Annotated in this window: 25 protein-coding genes and 1 tRNA gene; 9 read left to right on the top strand and 17 right to left on the bottom strand. The window is 66.7% G+C overall.

Annotation, left to right across the window (positions count from 1 at the left end; translation table 11 throughout):
- Positions 1-66: 66 nt before the first annotated feature.
- Positions 67-561: a tRNA (adenosine(37)-N6)-threonylcarbamoyltransferase complex ATPase subunit type 1 TsaE gene (tsaE, locus tag AC3WT6_RS12230; protein ID WP_492653881.1), complete on the bottom strand. Its 495-nt coding sequence runs from the start codon at positions 559-561 to the stop codon at positions 67-69.
- Positions 558-2,051, bottom strand: coding sequence for an NAD(P)H-hydrate dehydratase (locus AC3WT6_RS12225; protein ID WP_492653880.1), 1,494 nt, complete (start codon positions 2,049-2,051; stop codon positions 558-560). Before AC3WT6_RS12225 ends, tsaE begins: the two co-directional genes overlap by 4 nt.
- Here AC3WT6_RS12225 and queG point away from each other — a divergent pair.
- Positions 2,050-3,114 (top strand): tRNA epoxyqueuosine(34) reductase QueG, encoded by a 1,065-nt coding sequence (gene queG, locus AC3WT6_RS12220; protein WP_492653879.1) that lies wholly within the window; start codon positions 2,050-2,052, stop codon positions 3,112-3,114. The genes AC3WT6_RS12225 and queG overlap by 2 nt on opposite strands.
- Before the next feature lie 7 nt (positions 3,115-3,121).
- Here the strand turns inward: queG and AC3WT6_RS12215 are convergent, their stop codons facing one another.
- The 11 genes from AC3WT6_RS12215 to AC3WT6_RS12165 form a co-directional block, all read right to left on the bottom strand.
- Positions 3,122-4,060, bottom strand: a complete 939-nt coding sequence (locus AC3WT6_RS12215; RefSeq protein WP_492653878.1) for a PA2778 family cysteine peptidase — start codon at positions 4,058-4,060, stop codon at positions 3,122-3,124.
- A complete protein-coding gene (locus AC3WT6_RS12210) occupies positions 4,060-4,437 on the bottom strand; it encodes a PA2779 family protein (RefSeq protein ID WP_492653877.1) in 378 nt (125 codons plus the stop codon). Before AC3WT6_RS12210 ends, AC3WT6_RS12215 begins: the two co-directional genes overlap by 1 nt.
- Before the next feature lie 82 nt (positions 4,438-4,519).
- A complete protein-coding gene (pgi, locus tag AC3WT6_RS12205) occupies positions 4,520-6,148 on the bottom strand; it encodes a glucose-6-phosphate isomerase (protein WP_492653876.1) in 1,629 nt (542 codons plus the stop codon).
- Positions 6,149-6,215: 67 nt separating this feature from the next.
- Positions 6,216-6,839, bottom strand: a complete 624-nt coding sequence (locus tag AC3WT6_RS12200; protein ID WP_492653875.1) for a TIGR02466 family protein — start codon at positions 6,837-6,839, stop codon at positions 6,216-6,218.
- A 138-nt stretch (positions 6,840-6,977) separates the two neighbouring features.
- Positions 6,978-7,361 (bottom strand): aspartate 1-decarboxylase, encoded by a 384-nt coding sequence (gene panD / locus AC3WT6_RS12195; RefSeq protein ID WP_492653874.1) that lies wholly within the window; start codon positions 7,359-7,361, stop codon positions 6,978-6,980.
- Between the two features lie 200 nt (positions 7,362-7,561).
- Positions 7,562-8,407, bottom strand: a complete 846-nt coding sequence (gene panC, locus AC3WT6_RS12190) for a pantoate--beta-alanine ligase (RefSeq protein ID WP_492653873.1) — start codon at positions 8,405-8,407, stop codon at positions 7,562-7,564.
- A complete protein-coding gene (panB, locus tag AC3WT6_RS12185; protein WP_492653872.1) occupies positions 8,404-9,267 on the bottom strand; it encodes a 3-methyl-2-oxobutanoate hydroxymethyltransferase in 864 nt (287 codons plus the stop codon). Before panB ends, panC begins: the two co-directional genes overlap by 4 nt.
- Before the next feature lie 62 nt (positions 9,268-9,329).
- Complete coding sequence (locus tag AC3WT6_RS12180) at positions 9,330-9,977, bottom strand: deoxynucleoside kinase (protein ID WP_492653871.1); 648 nt, start codon at positions 9,975-9,977, stop codon at positions 9,330-9,332.
- Complete coding sequence (folK, locus tag AC3WT6_RS12175; protein ID WP_492653870.1) at positions 9,968-10,447, bottom strand: 2-amino-4-hydroxy-6-hydroxymethyldihydropteridine diphosphokinase; 480 nt, start codon at positions 10,445-10,447, stop codon at positions 9,968-9,970. The genes AC3WT6_RS12180 and folK overlap by 10 nt, the downstream gene beginning before the upstream one ends.
- On the bottom strand, positions 10,440-11,744 hold the full coding sequence (gene pcnB, locus AC3WT6_RS12170; protein WP_492653869.1) for a polynucleotide adenylyltransferase PcnB: 1,305 nt from the start codon (positions 11,742-11,744) through the stop codon (positions 10,440-10,442). The genes folK and pcnB overlap by 8 nt, the downstream gene beginning before the upstream one ends.
- Positions 11,745-11,819: 75 nt before the next feature.
- Positions 11,820-11,895, bottom strand: a tRNA-Glu gene (locus AC3WT6_RS12165).
- Between the two features lie 175 nt (positions 11,896-12,070).
- Here AC3WT6_RS12165 and AC3WT6_RS12160 point away from each other — a divergent pair.
- On the top strand, positions 12,071-12,577 hold the full coding sequence (locus AC3WT6_RS12160) for an RDD family protein (RefSeq protein WP_492653868.1): 507 nt from the start codon (positions 12,071-12,073) through the stop codon (positions 12,575-12,577).
- Between the two features lie 6 nt (positions 12,578-12,583).
- Here AC3WT6_RS12160 and lptG read toward each other — a convergent pair whose 3' ends face one another.
- Complete coding sequence (gene lptG, locus AC3WT6_RS12155) at positions 12,584-13,648, bottom strand: LPS export ABC transporter permease LptG (protein ID WP_492653867.1); 1,065 nt, start codon at positions 13,646-13,648, stop codon at positions 12,584-12,586.
- A 203-nt stretch (positions 13,649-13,851) separates the two neighbouring features.
- On the opposite strand from lptG, the gene AC3WT6_RS12150 reads away from it, so the two are divergent.
- Both AC3WT6_RS12150 and AC3WT6_RS12145 read left to right on the top strand, forming a co-directional pair.
- Positions 13,852-15,366, top strand: a complete 1,515-nt coding sequence (locus AC3WT6_RS12150; protein WP_492653866.1) for a leucyl aminopeptidase — start codon at positions 13,852-13,854, stop codon at positions 15,364-15,366.
- A gap of 21 nt (positions 15,367-15,387) precedes the next feature.
- Positions 15,388-15,849, top strand: coding sequence for a DNA polymerase III subunit chi (locus tag AC3WT6_RS12145; protein ID WP_492653865.1), 462 nt, complete (start codon positions 15,388-15,390; stop codon positions 15,847-15,849).
- Here the strand turns inward: AC3WT6_RS12145 and cysG are convergent.
- Both cysG and AC3WT6_RS12135 read right to left on the bottom strand, forming a co-directional pair.
- Entirely contained in the window at positions 15,846-17,267 is a 1,422-nt protein-coding gene (gene cysG / locus AC3WT6_RS12140) for a siroheme synthase CysG (RefSeq protein WP_492653864.1), read from the bottom strand. The genes AC3WT6_RS12145 and cysG overlap by 4 nt on opposite strands.
- A 9-nt stretch (positions 17,268-17,276) precedes the next feature.
- Complete coding sequence (locus AC3WT6_RS12135) at positions 17,277-18,068, bottom strand: sulfite exporter TauE/SafE family protein (RefSeq protein ID WP_492653863.1); 792 nt, start codon at positions 18,066-18,068, stop codon at positions 17,277-17,279.
- 109 nt (positions 18,069-18,177) lie between these two features.
- Here AC3WT6_RS12135 and cysB point away from each other — a divergent pair, with 109 nt between their 5' ends.
- From cysB to AC3WT6_RS12110, 5 genes are all read left to right on the top strand, one after another.
- The gene (cysB, locus tag AC3WT6_RS12130; RefSeq protein ID WP_492653862.1) at positions 18,178-19,158 is read left to right on the top strand and encodes an HTH-type transcriptional regulator CysB; all 981 of its coding nucleotides are present in this window, start codon (positions 18,178-18,180) and stop codon (positions 19,156-19,158) included.
- Positions 19,159-19,253: 95 nt separating this feature from the next.
- Entirely contained in the window at positions 19,254-20,915 is a 1,662-nt protein-coding gene (locus AC3WT6_RS12125) for a nitrite/sulfite reductase (protein ID WP_492653861.1), read from the top strand.
- The gene (locus AC3WT6_RS12120) at positions 20,912-21,370 is read left to right on the top strand and encodes a DUF934 domain-containing protein (RefSeq protein ID WP_492653860.1); all 459 of its coding nucleotides are present in this window, start codon (positions 20,912-20,914) and stop codon (positions 21,368-21,370) included. The genes AC3WT6_RS12125 and AC3WT6_RS12120 overlap by 4 nt, the downstream gene beginning before the upstream one ends.
- Before the next feature lie 170 nt (positions 21,371-21,540).
- Positions 21,541-22,338: a hypothetical protein gene (locus AC3WT6_RS12115; protein WP_492653859.1), complete on the top strand. Its 798-nt coding sequence runs from the start codon at positions 21,541-21,543 to the stop codon at positions 22,336-22,338.
- Between the two features lie 19 nt (positions 22,339-22,357).
- Entirely contained in the window at positions 22,358-22,753 is a 396-nt protein-coding gene (locus tag AC3WT6_RS12110; protein ID WP_492653858.1) for a hypothetical protein, read from the top strand.
- Positions 22,754-22,820: 67 nt separating this feature from the next.
- On the opposite strand, the gene serS is transcribed toward AC3WT6_RS12110, so the two are convergent.
- Positions 22,821-24,086 carry a serine--tRNA ligase gene (gene serS, locus AC3WT6_RS12105; RefSeq protein WP_492653857.1) on the bottom strand — a complete coding sequence of 422 codons (1,266 nt, stop codon included), beginning with the start codon at positions 24,084-24,086 and terminating at the stop codon, positions 22,821-22,823.
- Positions 24,087-24,097: the final 11 nt, after the last annotated feature.

Genomic DNA, 24,097 nt, shown 5'->3' with positions numbered 1-24,097 from the left:
AGATAGCGCCGCCGGATTTGGCTTGCAACTTTTTTATTATCCAAATCAGTCATCAAGGCCAACTTCTTAAAGTGCAGACTGGCCTTTCCCCGGCTCCAGCGCGGCACTCCATTCGGCCGGCAGCTCCAGTTCGGCGCGGCGGCCCTCGCCGTCACTGGCCAGACGCAGGTACAGATCCGGCGCCGGCAGCACGCCCTGCCCGCGCTGCGGCCATTCCACCAGCCACCAGGCGGCCGGCGGCGCGTCGTCGAGCACGCCCAGTCCATACAGCTCCTCGGGTTCGGCCAGGCGGTAGAGGTCCAGATGCAGGATGCTCAGACCGCCCTCCAGCTCGTAGGGCTCGACCAGTGTGTAGGTGGGGCTGCGCACCGCGCCCTGCACGCCCAGCGCGCGCAGCAGGGCGCGCGCCAGGGTGGTCTTGCCGGCGCCCAGTTCGCCTTCCAGCCAGATCATGCCGCCCGGCTGCCGACGCAGCAGCGGCGCCAGTTGCGCACCCAGGGCCTCGGTGGCGGCGCTGTCCGGCAGCGCGCGTACCAGGGTGCGGTTCAGGGTACGGCTCATGGATTCACCAGCGGCCGCAGTTCTGCAATCAGATCAGAAGGCAGCAAGCCACGCGGACCACCTTGGGCGACGGCGGCATCGCCGGCCAGGGCATGTATCAGCACGCCCAGCCTTGCGGCGTCCTCGGCGGCCAGGCCCTGCGCCAGCAGGCCCAGGATCACCCCGGTGAGGGCATCGCCCATGCCCCCCACCGCCATGCCCGGATTGCCGTAGGGGCAGAGCCAGACCTGGCTGCCGGCGACCAGACTGCCGGCGCCCTTGAGCACCACCACCGCGCCGTAGCGGTCGCGCAGGGCCTGCACCGCCGCCAGCCGGTCGGCCTGGATCGCGGCGGTGGTGCATGCCAGCAGGCGCGCCGCCTCGCCGGGATGCGGCGTCAGCACCGTATTGGCCGGCAGCCGGCGTGGCTGCTCGGCCAGCAGATTGAGCGCATCGGCATCCAGCACCGTCGGCAGCTCGCAGCCCGATACCGCCGAGTAGAGCGCGCGGCCCCATGCCCCCTGTCCCAGCCCGGGGCCGAGGGCGACGGCCCTCGCCGCCGCCAGCTTGGCGCGCAGCTCATCGCCGGGCAGCCAGCCGCTCACCATCAGCTCTGGCTGCGCCGCGACCAGGGCGCCGGAATGGCCGGGATGGGTCAGCACGCTGACTAGCCCAGCACCGCTACGCAGGGCGGCACGCCCGGCCATCAGCGCGGCGCCGGCCATGCCGGCATCACCGCCCAGCAGCAGCGCATGTCCGTTAGCCCCCTTGTGCGCCTCGCGCGGGCGCGGCGGCAGGGCGGCGCGCAACTCGCTGGCATTTAACAGGCGGAACAGCGGCGGCTCCTCGACAAACAGACTGTCCGGCAGGTCCAATCGGTCCAGCCGCAAGACGCCGCAGTAGTCCGGCCCGGCACCGAGGAAGCCACCCGCCTTGTGGCCGATGAAGCTCAGCGTGCGCTGCGCCCGCACTGCCAGACCCAGCGGCTGGCCGCGGTCGGCGTCGAGGCCGCTGGGAACATCGACCGCCAGCACCCGCGCACCGGCCTTGCCGGCGGCGTTGATCGCGGCGATCGCCTCGGCCGCGTCACCCTCGACCGGCCGCGACAGGCCGGTGCCAAAGATCGCATCGGCGATCAGCACCAGCCGGCCGCCACCAGCCACGAGGGCGTCGGCGCACCAGGGCTGCTCGCGGCCGCCGGCCCGATGCCAGTCGGCCAGGGCCTGTACCGCATCGCCACGGCTGGGCGCGGCGCCCACCTGCCAGACCCGCAGCGGCCAGCCGGCGACCAGCGCCAGCCGCGCCAGCACATAGCCATCGCCGCCGTTGTTGCCGCTGCCGCAGACCACCTGCAGGCAGTCCGGCGGCGCACCGCCGGACATTCTCTTGAGCTCCTCCCAGCAGGCCGCGCCGGCGCGCTGCATCAGCGTGTAGCCGGGGACGCCCAGCTGCTGCTGGGCACGCTCGTCCAGCGACCGCGATTGCCGGGCCGAATACACTGCGCGCGCCATGTCTTCCATGCCGCCATTCTACGAACTACCGCAGCGCATCAAGGCCTGGGCGCGGGAACTGGGTTTCGCCGACGCCGGCATCGCCGAACTGAGCCTGGACGCCGACCGCGAGCACCTGCAACGCTGGCTGGACGAGGGCCTGCACGGCCAGATGGCGTTCATGGGCCGCGATCTCGAAAAGCGCGTGCGCCCCGAGGGCCTGCGCCCCGGCACCCTGTCGGTGATCAGCCTGCGCCTGGACTACCGGCCGCAGGCGGAAGCCGCACAGGCGGTGCTCGACGACGGCGAGCGCGCCTACATCTCCCGCTACGCCCTGGGCCGCGACTACCACAAGCTGATGCGCGGCCGGCTGCTCAAGCTCGGCTCGCGGCTGGAACAGGAAGTGGGACCGCACGGCTACCGGGTGCTCACCGATTCCGCTCCGGCGCTGGAAAAGGCACTGGCGCGCAATGCCCGGCTGGGCTGGATCGGCAAGAACACCCTGCTGCTCAACCGCAAGGCTGGCTCCTGGTTCTTTCTCGGCGAGATCTATACCGACCTGCCGCTCGCGGCGAGCGAGCAGGCACTGAGCGGCAACCACTGCGGCAGCTGCACGGCCTGTCTGGACGTCTGCCCCACCAAGGCCTTCATCGCGCCCTACCGGCTGGATGCACGCAAGTGCATCAGCTACCTGACCATCGAGCACCGCGGCGCCTTTCCGCTGGAGCTGCGCGCAGCGATCGGCAACCGGGTGTTCGGTTGCGACGACTGCCAACTGGTCTGCCCCTGGAACCGCTACGCCCAGCCCACCGCCGAGGCTGATTTCGCGCCACGCCACGGCCTTGATACCGCCAAGCTGGTGGAGCTGTTCGGCTGGGACGAGACGACCTGGCTGCGCAACACCGAGGGCATGGCCCTGCGCCGGCTTGATCACGCCCGCTGGCTGCGCAATCTCGCCATCGGCCTGGGCAATGCGCCGCGCGACGCCGGGGTGCTCGCCGCCTTGCAGACGCGCGCCGAGCACCCTGATGAGGCGGTGCGCGAACACGTGCGCTGGGCGCTGGAGCGGCAGGGCGCGGGCTAAAACCGCTTTAAGGTGCGACTGGATCAGGGCAGCGTGCGGTCGGCTCCTCCGAGATTTCCACGACGGTCTGGCTCAGGCTGGCGGCCAGCGCCGGCGGCAGAGCGGAGAGATCAAACTTCGACAGCACCGCGCGCGCCGCCGTCGCGCAACCGCGCGCCCACTCCACGCTCGCCAGGTTGTTGGCATAGGCGGCGTTGTCGGGCGCCAGCACCAACGCCTTCCTCAGCGCCTGCACCGACGCTTGCAGATCGCCGGCGGAGTAGCGCTCGGCACCCAGCGCCGCCTGTACCAGTGCCTGCTCGGGCCAGCGCTGCGCCGCGACACGGTAGGCGGTCGCGGCCAGCACCGGCGCGCTGCGCTCCAGGGGTGCGGCGGCGGCGATCCAGTCGGCCGGGCGCGCCGGCGTGGGTATCCGCTCCGGCCGGCTGACCAGCAGCGCCCAGCGGCCGGCCCAATCCCAGCGCCGCAGGAAACTGCGCCGGGTATAGCGGCTGGGCTCGGCCTTGCCGTCGTTGAGCAGATAGCCCTGCTCGGGGTCGTAGCCAACCAGCACCGCGTAGTGCCAAACCGGATAGCTGCGCACGCCGAGATTGAGCAGCACCAGCGGCGGCTCGCCATCGCGCAGCGCGGCGATCAGCGCCTCCTCCTCGCCGGCCAGCAACAGCGGCAGTCGCCCGCGCTGCCGGGTTTGCGCTAGCAGCTCCACTTGCAGGGAGCCGCCACGCGCGGGAATGAACAAGGCCTCTTTCAGCGACTCCGGACTGGCCTCGACCCCGGAGGCCTGGAGCGCACTGGCCAGCGCCGCCGGCCCGCATTGCAGGGCCTCCTGCGCGTAGGCCGGCACTCCGGCCAGCTGCACCGCGTCGCCGGCCGGAGCCGGTGGCAGCGCGGCACAGCCGGCCAGAGCCAGACTCAGCGCCAGCCAGAGCGGGCGCAGGCCGGGCATCAGATGCGGGTGAAGACGTTGGTGACGCCGACCAGTTCCAAAATCAGCAGCACTACGAACACCAAGCCGATCACGACGAACACGTCGCCGCCGGCCGGCTGCTGGCCCAAGGTGGCGGCGACCCGCTGGATTTCCTCATCGCTCATCGCCGCCGCGCGGCTCTTGGCCTGCACCGGGTCCACGCCCCAGGCGGTCAGCTGCTGCTGCACGTCCTCGCGGGACAACAAGGTTTGCAGGCGGGCCTCGGTCTCGGCGCGCTGCGACTGCGCGGCCAGACGTTCGGTGCCGATCATCGCTGCCTGCGAAAAGCCGGGCGTACCCAGCAGGATCAAACCCGCGCTCAACACCACGGCAAGGGGAGATTTAAAGTTTTTCATTGGCCACTCCTGGAAAGACGGGCTGCCGGACCGGCAGCCTTTCGCATACTCGCCCCGGCCGCATGAATCCGACCTGAAGCGCTTAGCCGGAATAGCCCAGGCGGGCCAGCAAGGCGGCCGTGCTGGCATCGCCCGCCACCGCCTCGCCGTCCATGACCTGCAGGATGCGCCCGGCCAGCTGCTTGCCCAGCTCCACCCCCCATTGGTCAAAGGGATTGATCTCCCAGATCACGCTCATCACGAAGCTGCGATGCTCGTAGAGCGCCAGCAGCGCGCCCAAGTGGTAGGCGTCCAGTCGTGGCAGCAGCAGGGTATTGGAGGGCCGGTTGCCGGCAAACACCCGATGCGGGATCGCCGCCTCCAGGGCCTCGCCCTGCAAGCCCCTGGCGACCAGCTCGGCGCGCACCTCGTCGGCACTCTTGCCCTGCATCAGCGCCGCCGACTGCGCCAGCCCATTGGCCAGCAGCAAGCGGTTGAGGCCGGCGTAGGGATGGTCGGCCTGCCGCACCAGGATGAAATCCACCGGATGCACAGCACTGCCCTGATGGAGCATCTGGAAGTAGGCGTGCTGGCTGTTGGTGCCGACATCGCCCCAGAGTGCCGGCGTGGTGGCGCAGTCCACCGGCTCGCCGGCGCGGTTGACGCTCTTGCCGTTGCTCTCCATCTCCAGCTGCTGCAGCCAGGCGACGAATTTGTCGAGCCGCTGCGCGTAGGGCGCGATCACCTGGTCGCCGCTGCCGAGGAAGTTGGTATTCCAGACCGCGATCAGGCCCAGCAGCACCGGCAGGTTCTGCGCCAGCGGCGCGCTGCGGAAGTGCTCGTCCATGGCGTGGGCGCCGGCCAGCAGGGCGTCGAAGCAGTCCGGGCCCAGAGCCAGCAGTATCGACAGCCCCACCGCACTCCACAGCGAGTAGCGGCCGCCCACCCAGTCCCAGAAGCCAAACATGTGGTCGGCGGCGATGCCGAAACGCTGCACCGCGTCGGCATTGGTGGAGACCGCCACGAAATGACTGGGAATGGCCGCCTCGCCCAGGGCCTGCGCCAGCCACTCGCGGGCGGCGCAGGCATTGGCCATGGTCTCCTGGGTGCCAAAGGTCTTGCTGGCAACCACGAACAGCGTGGTCTCCGGCCGCACCCGGGCCAGCACGGCGTGCAGCTGGGCACCGTCGACATTGGCGACGAAGTGCACCCGCGGCCCGTCTGCGAACGGCGCCAGTGCCTCGCAGACCATGCGCGGACCCAACTCGGAGCCACCGATGCCGATGTTGACCACATCGCGGATGCGCTCGCCGCTCGCACCGGTCCATGCACCGCCTCGCACCGCCTCGGCGAAGGCGCGCATGCGGTCACGCACGGCGCAGACTTCGGGCATGACGTCGCGTCCGGCAATCGCCATTGCTGCCTCGCGCGGTGCCCGCAGCGCCATGTGAAAGGCCGCGCGACCCTCGGTGTGATTGACCGCATCGCCGGCGAACAGGCGGGCGATCCAGCCTTCCATGTCCTGCTGGGCAGCCAGTTGCAGCAGCAACTCGATGGTCTCGCCGCTCAGGCGCTGCTTGGAATAATCCAGATACAGGCCAGAAAACTCGGCCGTCAGGCGCTGCGCACGGCCAGGGTCCAGAGCAAACAGCTCGTTAAGAGACACCTGATCGATGGCCTGCGCATGAGCCTGAAGCGCACGCCAGGCGGCGCTTGCGGTGAGTACGGACATCCCTGATGACTTCCAGACAGTTATTGATCTGTCGCGAGCTTACGCGAGGCGCTGCCAGCGCCGGAAGTCACTGCATCCAGTGATAGTTGAAGCTGATGCTCACCCGCTCGGCCGATACCGGGTTGGCCGGCACCTCATGGCGCAGCCAGCTTTCGAACAGGATCAGCTGACCGGCCTGGGCCGGAACGCTGATGTGCGGCTGCTGCGCCGGATCGGCGTCGGCGCGGCGCATCGGCGCGGCCATGAGCCGCGACAGACGCGGGTCCTCGAACTTGAGTCCTGGGCAGCCGCGCGGCGTCTTCACGTAGTAGGTGCCGCTGATGACCGCCTGTGGATGCAGGTGAAAACTGTGGGCACAGCCCTTGGGCATGACGTTCACCCAGCAGTCGGTCATCGCCAGCCGTCCGCCTCCCAGTTCCCAGGCCAGGGCCTTGGCGTAGCTGCGCACCTGGCGATCGATGCGCCGCTCCAGGTCCATGAAGCTGGACGAGAACTGGTGCAGACGGTCCATCGAGCCATAGCTGGTGTAGCCGCCCGGATAGTTCTTTGCCGACCACTGCTGGCCGGCGCGGTCAAACTCGCGCAGCTGAGCGATCTCGCGCAGCAGTTCGGCGTTGTAACGGGCGGCACCCTGACGCAGCAGCGGCGCGTGGTGGATCAGGGTCGGGAACCAGCTTTTGATATTGGCCATGGGCGGATAAGAAAACGCCCGCTGGTGAGCGGGCGTTGTAAAGAAGGTTCAGTGGCTCGCCGAGGCCAACAGGCTACACGGCACGGGACCTCAAGCCGGGCAGCCTTCGGCTTGCGCGCTGCTACGCGGCGCGGGGCCTCAGGCTGCCATCTGCACCGGAATGGTGTTGGCGGTGCGGGCGACTCCGTTCTGGTCGTTGCAGTAGATCAGCCGCGGCTTGTAGCTGCGGGCCTGCGCTTCGTCCATGTCGGCATAGATGGCGATGATCGCCTTGTCGCCGACCCGCGCCTTGTGGGCGGCGGCACCGTTCACCGAGATGATGCCGGAGCCTTCCTCGGCGCGGATGGCATAGGTGGTGAAGCGCTCGCCATTGCTGACGTTGTAGATCTGGATCTGCTCGAACTCCAGGATGCCGGCGAGATCCAGCAACTTGCCGTCGATGGCGCAGGAGCCGTCATAGTCGAGTTCGGAGTGGGTGACGCGGACAGCGTGCAGCTTGCACTTGAGCATGGTTAGACGCATGGCTGGCTTCCTCTTGCCGGGGTCAGCGTCGGCGGCCCACTAAGACATGCGCCTTCGCTGTAACGTTATTCAAGCAAGCGGGCGGCCCACTAAGACATACGCCCGGTTCGTGACGTTGCCGTCGCGAGGTATTCGTGACGCTTCCGTCACGGATTGGAAATTAGTTTAGAACAAATGTGACTTCGTTCAAACCTCGTTGGTCAGCCGGAGGCCACCGTCAGGTTGTCGATCAGACGGGTACGGCCCAGATAGGCCGCCACCAACAGCACCCAGGCGGCATCGGTTTCGGTTGGCAACTGGAGGTTCGGCCGCCGAATAGCGACATATTGCGGGCGAAAGCCGGCACGTTGCAGGCTGCCGGCGGCTTCGGACTGCAGCGCTAGATAATCCCTACGCCCCTGCCGCAGGCCCTCGGCCATCGCTTGCAGAACCTGATGGACGGTCGCCGCCCTGCCCCGCTCCTCGGCGCTCAGATACTGGTTGCGGGAAGACAGCGCCAAGCCATCCACATCCCGCAGCGTGGGCACGCCCAGCACCTCGATCGGCAGGCAGAGATCGGCGACCAGCTGCCGGATCACCGCCAGCTGCTGGTAGTCCTTCTGCCCGAACAAGGCCAGATCCGGCTGCACCAGGTTGAACAGGATGCAGACCACGGTCGCCACGCCCTCGAAATGGCCGGGGCGGAACTCGCCCTCCAGCATCTCGGTGACGCCGTGCACCTGCACGGTGCTGTGCCCTACACCCTGCGGATACACCTCTTCGACGCTGGGCGCGAACAGCAGGTCGCAACCAGCGGCGGTGAGCTTTTCGGTATCCGCCGGCAGGCTGCGCGGATACTGGCCGTAGTCCTCGTTGGGGCCGAACTGCAAGGGGTTCACGAACACGCTGGCCACCACGCGCTGCGCCCGCTGCCGGCCCTGGCGCACCAGCTCGATGTGCCCGGCGTGCAGATTGCCCATGGTCGGCACGAAGGCAATCGCCTCGCCAGCCTGCCGCCACTCATGGCACTGGCGGCGCAGCTCGGCCACTGTGTGGATGGTGATCATGCCTTCGACCCCACGGTCGGCAGGTCGAAGCAGTGCTCGGGCGCCGGATAGGCGCCGGACTTCACCTCGCGCACATAGGCGGCGATGGCGGCCTCGATCAACCCACCCTTCTCGCCACGGGCGACGGCACCCGGCATGTAGTTCTTCACGAAGCGCGGGGTGCGCCCCAGGGTGACCTGCGGCGAGATGCCAAGCAGATCCTGCAAGACCAGGATCTGACCATCGACCCCGGCACCGGCACCGATGCCGATCACCGGGACCGGCGACTCGGCGGTGATGCGCGCGCCCAGCCCGGCCGGGATGCATTCCAGCAGCAGCAAGTCGGCACCGGCCTCGGCCAGCACCTTGGCATCGTGCAGCATGGCTTCGGCGGCGGCGTCCTCGCGGCCCTGCACCTTGAAGGCGCCCATCTTGTGGATGAATTGCGGTTGCAGGCCCAGGTGGGCGCAGACCGGCACGCCGCGCACCGACAGGTATTCGACGATCGAGGCCTGCTCGCGGCCGCCTTCCAGCTTCACCATCTTGGCGCCGCCCTGCTGCATCAGCCGCTGGCTGGAGTCGAGCGCGCGGTCAAGCGTGGCATAGCTCAAAAACGGCAGGTCGGCGATCAGGAAGGCGCGTTTCAGATGCGGCGCCACCGCGCGCGAGTGGTAGACGATGTCATCCACGGTCACCGGCGTGGTGGTGTTGCCGCCGTGGATGACCATGCCCAGGGAGTCGCCGATCAGCACCACATCGACGCCGGCGCGGTCTTCGAGCAGGGCGAAGCTGGCGTCGTAGGCGGTCAGACAGGCGATCTTCTCGCCGGCCTCGCGCATCTTGCGCAGCTCGGCAACGTGCAGCGGTTTGATGGTTTCCATGCGCGGCGTTCAGGCCCGGGAAAAGCGGGCGCGGACTATAACAAACGGGCCGCGGCCAGCCCTCAGAGCAGCTCGGCCTGGCGCAGACGCGTGTAACCGCGCGGTCGTGCCAGTACCGCGAGCAGCTCCTGATAGAGCTCCGGCTGGGCCACCAGATCCACCTGGGAGACGTCGACCTCGATCACCGGCGCGGCCTGATAGCGGCCAAAAAAGCGGGCGTAGCGGGCGCTCAGGTCTTCCAGATAGCGGGCGTCGATGCCTGCCTCGTAGTCGCGACCGCGACGGGCGATGCGCTCCAGCAGGGTTTCGATAGGGCCGGTGAGGTAGATCACCGCATCCGGCGCGGGGACATCCCAGGCCAGGCGCTGGAACAGGGTTTCGTAGAGCGCCAGATCGGCCGGCGACAGGGTCAGCTCGGCGAACAGGCGGTCCTTGTCGAACAGGAAGTCGGCGACCCAATGACGGTCGAACAGATCGCCCTGCTGAAAAGTCTCGACCTGCCCGGCGCGTTGCAGCAGGAAGCCCAGCTGCGCCGGCAAGGCACCGCCGACCGGATCGCGGTAGAAGCGCGGCAGGAAGGGATTGTCCTCCGGCTTTTCCAGCAGCAGGCGGGCGCCGGTGTCGGCGGCCAGGCGACGCGCCAGCGTGGTCTTGCCGGCGCCGATCGGCCCTTCCACCACCAGGTAGGGCAGGCGCGGACTCAGGCCCAAGGCGCGATCTCCCAGGCCGGCAGCGCGGCCAGGCGGGCACCGATCGGGCCATGGCCTGGCAGCTCCAGTGTCGGCGCGATCTCGGCCAGGGGTTGCAGGACAAACACCCGGTTTGCGAGTTCGGGATGCGGCAACTTCAGTCGCTCGTCGTTGATCCGGCTGTCGCCGTGCAGCAGCAGATCGAGATCGAGACTACGCGCGCCCCAGCGCTCGCCGCGCACGCGGCCGGCGTCCCGCTCGATGGCCTGCAACTGGTCCAGCAGCTCATGAGGACCCAGGCCGGTATCCAGCGCCGCCACCGCATTGCAGTAGTCGGGCTGCCCGGCTGGCCCCAGCGGCGCGCTGCGGTACAGGCGCGAGCGCGCCAGGAGCCGCGTCTGCGGCAACTGGGCCAGGCGATTCAGGGCGGATTCGATCTGCAAGGCCGGCTCGCCGAGGTTGGCCCCCAGCGCGACGTAGGCCTTAAGCATCCGCCGGTGCGCCACCGCGGCGGCGACCGCTGCGGCGGCGACGCTTCTTGGCCGGGGCAGCGCCAGCTACTTCCGGGGCGTTGTCCTCCCCGTCATCCGGCTGTTCCGGCAACACCGCCCCGGATTGCGCCGCGGTCCACCAGCGAGCGATCTGCGGATCGGCATCGCCGGTCTCGGCGCGCAACACCAGGAAGTCGTAGGCGGCGCGGAAGCGAGGATGCGCCAGCAGGCGCTTGGGCTTGTTGCCCTGCAGCTGGTCGAAGCGCGGCTGCAGCTCCCAGATCTCCTGCATGGGCATGGAGAAGCGCTTGGGGATGGTCACCTGCTGGCAGGCGCGGGCAATCGCCTCGTTGGAGGCCTGCGCCAAGGCAGCATTGGGGTGATGCCCCTGCTCGGACTGCAGCTGCACGAAGCGCTCGGCCACCACCGGCCAGAGCAGCGCGGCATAGAGAAAGGCCGGCGTCACCGGCATGTCGGCCTCGATGCGCGCGGCGGTATTGGCCAGTGCGCGCTCGACGAAGCCGGCCATCGCCGGATACCGCTGCAAGGTCGCCTCGGCGTCCGGGAACATCTGGCCGTACAGACCGTAGGCGCGCAGGCCGCGGAAATTGGCCACCGCCTCGCGGCTCATCAACAGCTTGATGATCTCGTCGAACAGGCGCGCCGGCGGAATCTCTCGCAACAGCGGCGCCAGGCGATGGATCGGCTCGGCGGTATTGGGCTCGATCTCGAAATCCAGTTTGCTGCTGATGCGCACCGCCCGCAGCATGCGCACCGGGTCTTCGCGGTAGCGCAGCTCGGGGTCGCCGATCAGCCGCAGCACGCGGTCCTGCACATCCTCGGCGCCGCCAACATAGTCGACCACCGAGTAGTCGCGGATGTCGTAATAAAGGGCGTTGATGGTGAAGTCGCGGCGGAAGGCGTCGGACTCCAGATTGCCGTACTGATTGTCCGACAGGATGCGGCCGGTCTCGTCGCGCTCGTGACTGTCGGTGATCGCGCCGCGAAAGGTCGTCACCTCGATGATCTCGTCGCCGAAGCGGACATGGGCGATCACAAAGCGGCGGCCGATCAGGCGGGCGTTGCGGAACACCCGGCGCATCTCTTCCGGATGCGCGCTGGTGGCGATGTCGAAATCCTTGGGCTCGATGCCGGCCAGGATGTCGCGCACCGCCCCCCCCACCAGATGGGCCTCGTGGCCGGCGTCGCGCAGGCCATACAGCACCTTCAGTGCGGCGGGGGAGATGAGCTTGCGCGAGACCGGGTGGTCTTCGCGAGGAATGCGGCGGGGTTCCAAACGGGATCGACCAGGGTGGTAAACGAAAAAGGTTTGCCGGAGCAAACCTTTTTGGGGACCAGAAACAGCAAAATCTGGCGCTCCTACCGGGATTCGAACCCGGGTTTAAGCCTTGAGAGGGCTCCGTCCTAGGCCTCTAGACGATAGGAGCAAGGCGCGCATTGTAGCGGCGGCGACGCCAATCAGCTACCGGTTTTCGCGAGTTTGGTTTGCCCGGCTTGAATCAGCCTGGCGGCAGAAAGCCCAGGCACACCGGCCCCACCGCTGGGGCCGCGCAGGGTCTTGGGTGACAATACCCTCAAAGTTCTTGATGCGAGCCTGTTCCGATGACTGACCTGGTATTGCCAGCGCCGCTGTGGCGCCGGCTGGTGGCGCTGAGCTACGACGGCCTGCTGTATGTGGCGCTGTTGATGGCCGGCCTGGTGCTCGCCATCCCCTTCGTCGCCTTCGTGGTGGCAGACGATGCCCGCACGCCGCTGCACAACTACGTGATCCTGCAGGCCTATGGATTTTTGGTCGGCGCCGGCTTCTTCGGCTGGTCCTGGACCCGCGGCGGCCAGACCCTGGGCATGCGCGTATGGCGCCTGCAGGTACGGCGCCTGGACGGTGCGCCGCTGCGCTGGCCAGTCGCCATCCTGCGCTTCGCCGCCGGCCTGGTGCCGGTACTGGCCGGACTCTGGCTGGGCAAGCAGTTTGGCCCGCCGGCCTATGGCGCCGCGCTGCTCGGTTACCTGCCCTGCCTGCTATCCAGCCGCGGCCAGGCTTTCAACGACCTGATCGCCGGCACCGAGGTGGTGGAGCTGCCCAAGCCAGTCACCAGACTGGCAGCCTAAGGTGGTTCAGCGCAGCCGGCTGATCCGCCAGCAGCCGAGCAGCGCCCAGGCCAGGGTCGGGGTGCCGGCCGCCAGCAACGGCGGCCAGCCGTAGATCTGCCCCAGACTCAGGCTCACCCGGTTGACCACATAGAAGCCCACCCCCAGCAGGATGCCGATCAACAGGCGCTGGCCGGCGCCGCTGTCGCGCAGGCCACCAAAAGCAAAGGGCACCGCGAACAGCGCCATGGCCATCACCGTCAGCGGTTCGATCAGCTTGCGCCAGAGTTGCAGGCGGTACTGCTGGGCGTCGAGCCGGTTTTCGTCGAGATAGCCGATGAGCCGGCGCAGACCGCCCACCGAGATCGCCTGCGCCTCCAGCACATAGAGCTTCAGCACATTCGGCGTGACCGCGCCGCGCCACTCGCTGCTGGGCTGGCGCGAGGTTTCCGCCCGGCCGCCTTCGAGCAGCCGGGTCTCGCGCACCCCCGACAGCAGCCAGCGGCCATCGCGGTATTCGGCGCTGTCGGCAGCCAGCACCTGACTGAGGCGGAAGTCCGGGCCCAGACGATAGATCTCAACACCTTCGGCGCGGTCTTCCGCCAGCAGACTACGGATACGCAGCACTTGGTCGCCATCGCGCAGCCAGACCGCCTTGCCGCCATCGGACTCAAAACCGCGCGCCCTGGCCTTGACCACATCGGCCGCCCGTTCGCCAGCCGGCGCCAGCACCTCGCTGACCAGCCAGCCGACGCCCCCTAGGAGCGCGCCTGCCAGCAGCGTCGCCACCGCGATCTTGGCGACCGAGAAACCAGCGGCCCGCATGGCGGTCAACTCGCCCTGCCCGGAGAGGATGCCCAGCCCCATCAGGGCACCGATCATGGCGATGATGGGCATCTGCAACGCCAGGCCGGTGGGCAGTTGCAGCAGGGTGGTCTGCAACAACTGCACCACGCCAAAGCCGCCCTTGCCGGTCTCGTCGGCCTCGGTCACTAGGCTGATGAAGCTGTAGATGGCCAGCATGGCCAGCGCCACCACGGCGGTGGTGCCCAGCACGTGGCGGACGATATGCAGGGTCAGCAGGCGCGGCATGGGCGGGCGGCAAAAAATCCTTACGGGGCGGCCATCATCGCCGAATCGGGGCCAGGGGCGCGACCTGCTATCCGTACCGTCTCGGCGGCAGTAAAATTCAGGAAACCCGCGATTTCCGGCGCGCATCGCCATTTTGGCCGCTGAATTCCCATTTTCGACGGGCGCCCGCCTCCAACCCCTGACCGATTCACTATTTTCCGACCATGGAATACTTCGTCAAAAGCGGCAATCCCGAGAAACAGCGCGTCGCCTGCGTGATCGTCGGCATTTATGACCGTCGCACGCCTTCCGACCCCGCCGAGGTGATCGACAAGGCCGCCGATGGCCTGATCGGCGGGATCATGCGCCGCGGCGATATGGACGGAAAACTCGGCTCCACCCTGGTGCTGCACAACATTCCCGGCGTATTCGCCGACCGCGTGCTGCTGGTGGGCCTGGGCAAGCAGCGCGACTTCGACGAAACCGCGTTCCGCAAGGCCAATGTCGCCGCCGCCCGCGCCCTGCGCAGCGCCACCGGCGCCATCGACGCGGTCAGCTATCTGACCCACCTGGAGGTCAAGGGCCGCGATTTCCACTGGAACGTGCAGCAGGCCACCCTGGTCACCGAGGACGCCTACTACCGCTTCGACGCCATGAAGGGCGCCCAGGCTCGCGAGGCACTGCCGGCTTACAAGCTGGAACGGCTGACCTTCGACGTGCCGCGCCGCTCCGACCTGCCCTCCGGCGAGAAGGGCCTGGCCGAGGCCCTGGCGATCGCCAAGGGCGTGGCCCTGGCCAAGGATCTCGGCAACCTGCCAGGCAATGTCTGCACCCCCAGCTACCTGGCCGAGACCGGCCTGAAGCTGGCGGCGGAGTCGGGCGGCCTGATCAGCACCCGCATCCTCGAAGAAGCCGACATGGAGAAGCTGGGCATGGGCTCGCTGCTGTCGGTGAGCCGCGGCTCGCGCCAGCCGGCCAAGCTGATCATCATGGAATACCGCCAGGGTCCGGCCGGCGAGAAGCCGGTGGCCCTGGTCGGCAAGGGCCTCACCTTCGACGCCGGCGGCATCAGCCTGAAGCCGGGCGCGAAGATGGACGAAATGAAGTTCGACATGTGCGGCGGCGCCTCGGTGTTCGGCACCTTCAAGGCCCTGAGCCTGCTGAAGCTGCCGATCAACGTGGTGGCGGTGGTTGCCGCCTCCGAAAACCTGCCCGATGGCCATGCCAGCAAGCCCGGCGACATCGTCACCAGCATGGCCGGCATCACCATCGAGGTGCTCAACACCGACGCCGAGGGCCGGCTGATCCTCTGCGACGCACTGACCTACACCGAGCGCAGCTTCGACCCGGCGGTGTGCATCGACATGGCCACCCTCACCGGCGCCTGCGTGATGGCCCTGGGCCAGTTCCCCTCCGGCCTGTTCAGCAACACGCCGGGCCTCGCCCGCGCCCTGCTCAACGCCGGCGAGCAGATCGGCGACCGCGTCTGGGAGCTGCCGTTGTGGCCAGAGTACGAGGAGAACATCAAGAGCGAGTTCGCCGACATTGCCAACATCGCCACCAAGGGCGAGGGCGGCGGCGCGATCATCGGCGCCACCTTCCTGCACAAGTTCACCAAGAAGATGAAGTGGGCGCACCTCGACATCGCCGGCACCGCCTGGCTGGGCAAGAAGGGCACCGGCCGGCCGGTGCCGCTGCTCACTCAGTACCTGCTGAATTACGCAGCGAAAGAGGAATAAGTTAGCCGCGCCCCCACCGCCATGACGCGAGTCGATTTCTACATCCTGCCCGAGCAGGGCGGCAGCGATCCGCTGTCGGCGGCGGTGCGCCTCTGCGACAAGGCGGCGGCGGCCGGGCACCGGCTCTACGTCACCGCCAGCGATCCGGCCCGCCTGGACGCGCTCGGCGATCTGCTCTGGACCCAGCGCCAGGGCAGCTTCCTGGCGCACGAGCGCTATCTGCACTCGGCACCGGTGGAGCCGCTGCCGCAGGTGCTGATCGGCGAGCGCGAACCGCCGGAGGGCTGGCAGGACATCCTGCTGACGCTCTGCGCCCAAGTGCCCGCCTATTTCAGCCGCTTTGAACGTGTGCTGGAGATCGTGCCGGGCGATGCCGAAAGCCGCGAGCGCTGCCGCGAGCGCTTCAAGTTCTACCGCGAGCGCGGTTACGAGTTGCGCAGTTTCGAGCAGACCGCCGAGGGCGGCTGGAAACAGAAGGCCTAGGGCAAGTCCTCGGCGCCGCCCCCGGGGCTGCCCGCCCGGAACCAGTCCAGCTGCTCGCGCAGTCGCACTACCTCACCGACGATCAGTAGCGAGGCGCCGCTGGGTGCCAGCGCCGCCACCTTGGCCGGCAGATCGGCGAGCGTGCCGGTGAGCACCCGCTGGCTGGGCTGGGTGCCGTCCTCGACCAGGGCGGCTGGCCAGTTGGCCGGCAGGCCGTGAGCGATCAGCTCGGCGCAGATGCGCGGCAGCGTCGTCACCCCCATGTAGAACACCACGGTCTGACCGGGTCGCGCCAGCTGATCCCAATGCAGGCGCAGCTCGCCGTCGGCGCGGGCATGGCCGGTAACGAAGACGCAGGCCTGGGCATAGTCGCGATGGGTGAGTGGAATGCCGGCGTAGGCGGCGCAGCCGGCGGCGGCGGTCACCCCTGGCACCACCTGGAAGGGAACGCCGTGGGCCGCCAGCTCGGCGATTTCCTCGCCACCACGCCCAAAGATGAAGGGATCGCCGCCCTTGAGCCGCAGCACACGCTTGCCCTGCCGGGCCAGCCGCACCAGCTCGGCATTGATCTCGTCCTGCGGCACGGTGTGCTGGTTGCGGCGCTTGCCGACGAAGATGCGCTCGGCATCGCGGCGCACCAGATCAAGGATTGCCGGCGCCACCAGGCGGTCGTGCAGCACCACATCGGCCTGCTGCATCAGGCGCAGGGCGCGGAAGGTGAGCAGATCGGGATCGCCCGGCCCGGCGCCGACCAGATAGACCTCACCGGTCGCCACGCCGGGTGCCGCCGTCAGCAGCTCCGAGAACAGCGCTTCCGCGGCGTCGAGCTGGCCTGAAAGCAGGCGCTCCGGCCCGGCGCCATCGAGAAAGCGCTCCCAGAGATTGCGCCGCTGCAGCAGCGGCAGCGCCTTAACCCGCGGCCGCCGCTGCTCCATGAACTGGGCAATACGCCCGTAACCGGCGGGCAACAGGGTTTCGATGCGCTCGCGCAGCCGCCGTGCCAGCACCGGCGCGGCACCGCCGGTGGCGATGGCGATGCTGATCGGCGCCCGGTCGACGATGGCCGGGGTGATGAAACTGGACGGCGCGGGGTCATCGACCACGTTCACCGGCACACCGGCCGCGTCGGCGGCAGCGGCCACCTGGCGGTTGAAGGCGGCGTCGTCGGTGGCGGCGATCACCAGGCGGCAGCCCGGCAACTGCGCCGGATCAAACTCGCTGCCCAGATAGCGAAAGCCACCCTGCTCCTTGAGCGCCGCCAGCTCCGGGTTAAGCTCTCTGGCCACCAGCTCTAGCCGAGGCGAGGCCCGCTGCAGCAGTCGCAGCTTGCGGGCGGCTACCTCGCCACCGCCGACGATCAGTACCCGCGCACCGGCAAGGCGCAGGCTGACCGGGAACCAGGGACTACCCTCGCTCATCGTCGCCCCCTAGCCCGCCAGGGCTTTGCCGAGCGTCATGGCGCCCACCACGATCAACAGCACTGAGATCGCGCGTTTGAGATTGCGCGCGTCCAGCCGAAAACCAATGCGGCTGCCGATCCAGACACCCGGAATAGCGCCCATCAGTAGGCCAATCAACATCTGCCAGTCCACCGTGCCGAGACGCGCGTGGCCGAGCCCGGCGATGCCGGTGATGATCACCGCATGGGCAAGATCAACGGCGACTAGCCGGATCGGCTCCTGCCGCGGGTAGAGCAGCATCAGCAACATCATGCCGATCACGCCGGCGCCAACCGAGGACACGGTGACCACCGCGCCGATCAGAGCACCGGAAAGCACGGTGCCGGTCCATTGATGACGGGCGACAAAGGCGTTGAAGGTGGTAGGAGCACGCAGGCGGCGCAGGAGCAGGTCCTGCAACAGGGTGAAGCTGGCGGTCAGCATCACCGCCACGGCCAGCGTCAGCTTGATGATGCGATCCAGCTCCGGGCTGGAGCCGATCGCTTGCAGGCCCAGCAGGGCTAGCAGCGAGGCCGGGACGCTGCCCAGGGCCAGGCGCCCGACGATGTGCCAGTCCAGGGTTCCGCGGCGCTGATGCAGGCTCACCCCCCAGGCCTTGCTGATCGAGGCGTAAAGCAGGTCGGTGCCGACCGCCACCGCCGGACTGATGCCATAGAACAGGATCAGGATCGGAGTCATCAGCGAACCGCCGCCGACACCGGTGGCACCCACCGCGGTGCCGACCAGCAGGCCTGCCAGAGAAAAACCCAGTCCGTCCATGCCACCCCACCAGTAAAAGGCCGCGTACCGTAGCAGCCCGGACGCAGGCAGGGAACAACCGCCGTCTGGAATTGCTTATACTTAAAATGGTATTTCAGAAAAGTTCATCATGAAGATTAGACAGCTTCACTATGTGCTGGAAGTAGCCAAGCGCGGACTCAATGTCACCGCCGCCGCCGAAGCCCTGCATACCAGCCAGCCCGGCGTCTCCAAGCAGATAAAACTGCTGGAGGATGAGTTGGGCGTGGATATCTTCGTCCGCAACGGCAAGCATCTAGCCGAAGTTACCCCAGCTGGCAGGCGCATCCTCGACTATGCCGAGAAACTGCTGTCGGAAGCCGACAACATCCGCAATGTCGCCCGCGAATTCCGTCAGGCCGACGAGGGCGAGCTGACCATCGCCACTACCCACACCCAGGCCCGCTATGCGCTGCCGCGGGTGATCCAGGCCTTCCGCAAGCAGTATCCAAAAGTGTCGCTGCACATCCATCAGGGCTCGCCACCGCAGATCGCCAAGATGGCCGCCGAGGGCGAGGCCGACTTCGCGATAGCCACCGAGGCAATCCACCACTTCGACCAGCTGGTAATGCTGCCCTGCTACCACTGGAACCGCTGCGTACTGGTGCCGCCCAGCCATCCACTGTCCAAGGTGAAACGGCCCACGCTCAAACAGCTGTCCGAACATCCGATCATCACCTACACCTTCGGCTTCACCGGCCGCTCCAAGCTGGACCAGGCCTTTGCCGCCCATGGCCTGAAGCCCAATGTGGTGCTCACCGCGGTCGACGCCGATGTGATCAAGACCTATGTGCGTTCCGGCCTGGGCATCGGCATCGTCGCCAACATGGCCTGGGACGCCCGCATCGATACCGATCTGGTCAAGCTCGATGCCGATCACCTGTTCGAGGCCAGTACCACCCATATCGGCTTCCGTCGCAGCCTGTTCCTGCGCGGCTACATGTATGACTTCATCACCACTTTCGCGCCGCATCTGAAACGTGAACTGGTGGACGAGATAGCCGCCATCGCCGACCCCGACCAGCGCCAAGCCGAGGTGACCAGACGGGTCAGGGTCGAGCAGACGCTTTAGGCCACTAAACAAAGCCGTCTATCGATATGCCCGCTCTGAATTGCTACCCTTCGCGCCCGCCGACTCTACGGCCCGGCGGCCGGAGCAACTAAAAGATGTATCGCTACGACCAACACGATCAACAATTGGTTGACGCCCGCGTCGCCGAATTCCGCGACCAGACCCGGCGCTATCTTGATGGCTCCCTGTCGGCCGACGAATTCCGCCACCTGCGCCTGCGCAATGGTCTCTACATCCAGCGCTTCGCGCCGATGCTGCGGATCAGCATTCCCTATGGCCTCTTGTCCTCGCCGCAACTGCGGATGCTGGCGCACATCGCCCGCAAATACGACAAAGGCTACGGCCACTTCACCACGCGCCAGAACATCCAGTTCAATTGGCCGAAGCTGGAAGAGGTGCCAGACATCCTGGCCGATCTCGCGACCGTGCAGATGCACGCGATCCAGACCTCCGGCAACTGCATCCGCAACATCACCAGCGATCCTTTCGCCGGCGCCGCCGCCGATGAACTGGTGGACCCCCGCCCCTACTGCGAGCTGACCCGCCAGTGGGCGACCTTCCACCCGGAATTCAACTGGCTGCCGCGCAAGTTCAAGCTTGCCTTCTCGTCCTCGACCAAGGACCGCGCCGCTACCCGCGTGCATGACATTGGCATCCACATCGTCCGCAACGACGCTGGCGAACTGGGTTACGAGGTCTATGTCGGCGGCGGCCTGGGGCGCACGCCGATCATTGGCGTGAAGATTCGCGACTTCCTGCCGGAGGCCGACCTGCTCAGCTATTGCGAAGCGATCCTGCGCATCTACAACCTGCTGGGCCGACGCGACAACATGTACAAGGCCCGGATCAAGATCCTGGTCAAGGAAATGGGCCTGCCCGCCTTTGCCGAAAAGGTGGAGGCCGAGTGGGCCACCATCAAGGACGGCCCGCTCAAGCTCAAGGCCGGCGACCTGGAACGCATGAAGGCTCAGTTCAGTCAGTTCCAGCTGGACCCGGCCGCCGCCGAAGATGTCAGTTACGCCCAACACCTGTCCGAGGATTCCGCCTTTGCCGCCTGGACCCGGCGCAATCTCAAGGATCACCGGGTTCCCGGCTACAAGCTGGTGTTCCTGTCGCTCAAGGCCCGCGGCGTGGCCCCAGGTGACCTCAGCGCGGAACAGATGGAGGCCGTCGCCGAGCTTGCCGAGCGCTATGCCTTTGGCGAACTGCGCGCTACCCACGACCAGAACCTGGTGTTCACCGATGTCCAGCAGAAAGATCTCTACCCGCTCTGGCAACAATTGAGCCGCCTGGGCCTGGCGACCCCCAATATCGGCCTGCTCACCGACGTGATCTGCTGCCCCGGCCTGGATTTCTGCTCACTGTCGAATGCCAGCTCGATCGCCGTCGCCGAGGAGATCTTCGACCGCTTCGACAGCCTCGACTATCAGCACGATATCGGCCCGATCAAGCTCAACATGTCCGGCTGCATGAACGGCTGCGGCCATCACAGCGTCGGCCACATCGGCATTCTGGGCGTCGATAAGAAGGGCGAGGAGTGGTACCAGATCACTTTGGGTGGCAGTTCCGGCAACGACGCCTCCCTCGGCGACCGAACCGGCCCCTCGGTGGAGCGCGCCCATATCGCCGACGCCGTCCAGAACCTGGTTGAGACCTACTTGCAGCAGCGCCTGAGTGTGGAAGAGGGGTTCCTGGCCTGCTATCGCCGGGTAGGAATGACCCCATTCAAGGCCCGGCTGTACGCGGAGGCCGCATGAGCATTCTTCTGGACCGCAACGGTCAGCGGCTTGTAGACCGCTACCCCGAGCTGGCAGCTGAACTGGCCATCCCCGCCGATCAGCCGGTCCTGGTACCCCTGGCCCGCCTAGCCGAGATTCCGGAGACCGCCCCCGCCGGCCTGCTATTGCCAAATACCGCGGATGTGTTGGCCCTGCCCGATGCGATATTGCGGTTTCCGCTGCTGGCGCTGGAATTCCCGGCATTCGCCGATGGCCGTGCCTACTCCCAGGCCAGCTTTCTGATCCGGCGCCGGGGTTATCACGGCCAACTGCGGGCCCGCGGTCAGGCTGTCGTTCATGACCAATTGGCCATGCTCCGCAGCTGCGGCTTCACGGAATTTCAGCTACGCGCCGACCAAGATGCCGAAATCTGTGCCAGTGTGCTTCGCCAGCCGTCCATGACTGCACAGCGGCGCTATCCCTCTTTCACCTGATCGGGGCGATTCTGGAAATTCAGCCTGCGATCTGCTTGAGATATTGATCGCAAGTCGCGCAAGAAAAGTCTTGTGCAATGCGGAATTGATGGATACAGTTATTTCAGCGCACGCAATAGAAGTGCGCTTCGCTAATGATATTTTTCACGCTACAGACGGGGATTAATCCAATGAAATTGAGTAAGAAAGCAGCAGCGGCTCTGGTTGGAGTGCTCGCCGTCTCAGCACTGCCGGTTCAGGCGGCCACCATCTACCGCCAGCAGATCAGCGGCGTGCAGTTCGGTTCCTTCGCCCCGCCCGCCGCCACCGCCGGCGCCTCGTTTGGCTCCCCCCTGGCTTTTGGTGCTGACTGGGGCAAGGCCGGTGCGGGTGTTTTCGTACAGAGTCTTGATGGTTCCAGCAGTGATTACGATGGCGCTGTCGCCTTGCTTTTCGGCTTGGGCAATGCCACCAAGGCCGTCGGCCTCGAAACCTCCTTGGCGCTGTCTTCGCTGATTGATAACACCGGCGGCAATGGCGGCTTTGGCGACAACGGTTCCTTGTCTTTCAAGCTCCATACTGCTCTTCCGGGCGGCGCCGCTTTTGCAGTCGGCGTCAACGACGTTGGCCGCTTTGGCGACGCCAACGATGCTCAGAAGTCCAGCCTGTATGCCGTTGGCACCAAGGTGTTTCAGCTTCCGATCGCGGGCTCCACCAAGAATCTGATTCTGAATCTTGGCGTCGGCGACCAGGGCTACGCCGAGCCTGGCGAGGACGGTGCCAATGTATTTGGGTCCGCAGCGTTCTACTTTAATCCGCAGGTCTCAGTAATCGCCGATTACACCGGTCGCTTCACCAACCTTGGTGTCTCCGTCGCGCCGTTCAAGAAGTATCCGTTTGCGATCACCGCTGGCGCTCTTAACGTCGGTGATCGTTACAACGCCGGCACCGAGTACGCCGTGTCGGCGGGCTACGGCTTCAAGTTTTAGTCCTTAGGAGACCTCAGACATGCGCTTTAAGACTCTTTCGCTGGCGGCTGTCGCCGCTTCAGCTTTGATCTCAGCCAATCTTTTTGCCCAGGGTTCAGGCCCCGGCAATGGCATTTCCGGCAGCACCGGCTTCCAGATCGGAGGCATCACGGTCACCAACAATGTCTCCGCCACCGCCATGGCCTTCACGGTTCCTACCGGCGGCGGTCAGGTCAGCGCGACCAGTCCCGCTGGTGGCACCACCACCATCCGCGTAGGCGACTCCGGTTCGGCCATTACGCAGTTGGGCGGCACCTACGGCGGTCCCGGCATCTATGTTCTGACTGACGCCGCGGGCACCGTGGTAACGATCGTGGTGGGTGAAGATGGCAAGATCACCGCGATTGATGCCGGCGATACCTCCGGCCAGTACTAGTCGCCTGCAGGTGTAAAAAAGCCCGCTAAATAGCGGGCTTTTTTATTGCGGGCATTTTTATTGGCTGTCAGCCTGGGAGATAAGGCTTCAAGACATTTGGCACATCCCAGCCGCCATCGGCCCGCTGATAATTTTCCAGCACTGCCACCAAGGTACGTCCCACCGCCAGACCGGAGCCATTCAGCGTGTGCAGCAACTCGTTCTTCTTGGTTTCTGGATGCCGATACCGGGCCAGCATACGGCGGGCCTGGAAGTCCTCGAAGTTGGAGCAGGAGCTGATCTCGCGGTAGCGCTGCTGCGAGGGCAGCCAGACTTCGATGTCGTAGGTCTTGGCGGCGTTGGCGCCCATATCGCCCGCACAAAGCGCCACCACCCGGTAAGGCAGTTCCAGCTTCTGGAGAATCGCCTCGGCGTGGGCGGTCAACTGCTCCAGCGCCTCGTAGGACTTGCCCGGCTCCACCGCCTGCACCAGTTCCACCTTCTCGAACTGGTGCTGACGGATCATGCCCTTGGTATCACGACCGGCGGCACCCGCCTCGGAGCGAAAGCAGGGCGTATGCGCCACCCACTTCTTCGGCAGCTCGCCGGCGTCGAGAATCTCGTCACGCAGCAGATTGGTGACTGGCACCTCGGCGGTGGGAATCAGCCGCCAGTCCTGACCGTCCTCGCTCTTGAGCGCGAACAGGTCCTCGCCGAACTTCGGCAACTGCCCGGTCCCGCGCAGCGAGGCGGCGTTGACGATGTAGGGGACGTACAGCTCCTCGTAGCCGTGCTCGCGGGTGTGCACGTCGAGCATGAACTGGGTCAGCGCCCGGTGCAGGCGCGCCAGATCCTTCTTCAGCACCACGAAGCGCGCGCCGGTGAGCTTGGCGGCAGCGGCGAAATCCATTTGGCCTAGGGCTTCGCCAAGATCGGCGTGATCCTTGACCGGGAAGTCGAACACCCGCGGCGTACCGACCCGGCGAATCTCAAGGTTGTCGTGCTCATCCTTGCCGTCCGGGACGCTGCCGTGCGGGATGTTGGGCACCCGCGCTAGGAAGTCATCAAACTCCAGCTGCAGCGCCGACAGCGCCAGCTCGTTCTCGGCCAGGCGCTGCTTGCTCAGCTCCACCGTCTCGAGCAAGGGCGTTGCGTCCTGGCCCTTGGCCTTGGCGAAGCCGATGTCCTTGCTGGCCTTGTTGCGCGCCGCCTGCAGCGCCTCGGTCTCGGTCTGCAACTGCTTGCGACGCGACTCCAGCCGCTCGAAGGTGGCGAGATCAAAGGTGTAGCCACGGCGCGCCAGCTGGGCGGCAATGGCAGCGGCATCGGTGCGCAGGCGCTTGGGATCGAGCATGACGGGGTGCG

The organism is Stagnimonas sp. FW305-C-60, from assembly GCF_058782965.1.
The sequence above is the reverse complement of the archived record's forward strand: the minus strand, read 5'-3'. Positions and strand labels throughout refer to the sequence as shown.

Excerpts from the sequence above, each read along its gene's own strand:
- tsaE (WP_492653881.1), bottom strand. The coding sequence starts at position 561 with ATGAGCCGTACCCTGAACCGCACCCTGGTACGCGCGCTGCCGGACAGC.
- queG (WP_492653879.1), top strand. The coding sequence starts at position 2,050 with ATGTCTTCCATGCCGCCATTCTACGAACTACCGCAGCGCATCAAGGCC.
- AC3WT6_RS12225 (WP_492653880.1), bottom strand. The coding sequence starts at position 2,051 with ATGGCGCGCGCAGTGTATTCGGCCCGGCAATCGCGGTCGCTGGACGAG.
- AC3WT6_RS12215 (WP_492653878.1), bottom strand. The coding sequence starts at position 4,060 with ATGCCCGGCCTGCGCCCGCTCTGGCTGGCGCTGAGTCTGGCTCTGGCC.
- AC3WT6_RS12210 (WP_492653877.1), bottom strand. The coding sequence starts at position 4,437 with ATGAAAAACTTTAAATCTCCCCTTGCCGTGGTGTTGAGCGCGGGTTTG.
- pgi (WP_492653876.1), bottom strand. The coding sequence starts at position 6,148 with ATGTCCGTACTCACCGCAAGCGCCGCCTGGCGTGCGCTTCAGGCTCAT.
- AC3WT6_RS12200 (WP_492653875.1), bottom strand. The coding sequence starts at position 6,839 with ATGGCCAATATCAAAAGCTGGTTCCCGACCCTGATCCACCACGCGCCG.
- panD (WP_492653874.1), bottom strand. The coding sequence starts at position 7,361 with ATGCGTCTAACCATGCTCAAGTGCAAGCTGCACGCTGTCCGCGTCACC.
- panC (WP_492653873.1), bottom strand. The coding sequence starts at position 8,407 with ATGATCACCATCCACACAGTGGCCGAGCTGCGCCGCCAGTGCCATGAG.
- panB (WP_492653872.1), bottom strand. The coding sequence starts at position 9,267 with ATGGAAACCATCAAACCGCTGCACGTTGCCGAGCTGCGCAAGATGCGC.
- folK (WP_492653870.1), bottom strand. The coding sequence starts at position 10,447 with ATGCTTAAGGCCTACGTCGCGCTGGGGGCCAACCTCGGCGAGCCGGCC.
- AC3WT6_RS12160 (WP_492653868.1), top strand. The coding sequence starts at position 12,071 with ATGACTGACCTGGTATTGCCAGCGCCGCTGTGGCGCCGGCTGGTGGCG.
- lptG (WP_492653867.1), bottom strand. The coding sequence starts at position 13,648 with ATGCCGCGCCTGCTGACCCTGCATATCGTCCGCCACGTGCTGGGCACC.
- AC3WT6_RS12150 (WP_492653866.1), top strand. The coding sequence starts at position 13,852 with ATGGAATACTTCGTCAAAAGCGGCAATCCCGAGAAACAGCGCGTCGCC.
- AC3WT6_RS12145 (WP_492653865.1), top strand. The coding sequence starts at position 15,388 with ATGACGCGAGTCGATTTCTACATCCTGCCCGAGCAGGGCGGCAGCGAT.
- cysG (WP_492653864.1), bottom strand. The coding sequence starts at position 17,267 with ATGAGCGAGGGTAGTCCCTGGTTCCCGGTCAGCCTGCGCCTTGCCGGT.
- AC3WT6_RS12135 (WP_492653863.1), bottom strand. The coding sequence starts at position 18,068 with ATGGACGGACTGGGTTTTTCTCTGGCAGGCCTGCTGGTCGGCACCGCG.
- cysB (WP_492653862.1), top strand. The coding sequence starts at position 18,178 with ATGAAGATTAGACAGCTTCACTATGTGCTGGAAGTAGCCAAGCGCGGA.
- AC3WT6_RS12125 (WP_492653861.1), top strand. The coding sequence starts at position 19,254 with ATGTATCGCTACGACCAACACGATCAACAATTGGTTGACGCCCGCGTC.
- AC3WT6_RS12120 (WP_492653860.1), top strand. The coding sequence starts at position 20,912 with ATGAGCATTCTTCTGGACCGCAACGGTCAGCGGCTTGTAGACCGCTAC.
- AC3WT6_RS12115 (WP_492653859.1), top strand. The coding sequence starts at position 21,541 with ATGAAATTGAGTAAGAAAGCAGCAGCGGCTCTGGTTGGAGTGCTCGCC.
- AC3WT6_RS12110 (WP_492653858.1), top strand. The coding sequence starts at position 22,358 with ATGCGCTTTAAGACTCTTTCGCTGGCGGCTGTCGCCGCTTCAGCTTTG.
- serS (WP_492653857.1), bottom strand. The coding sequence starts at position 24,086 with ATGCTCGATCCCAAGCGCCTGCGCACCGATGCCGCTGCCATTGCCGCC.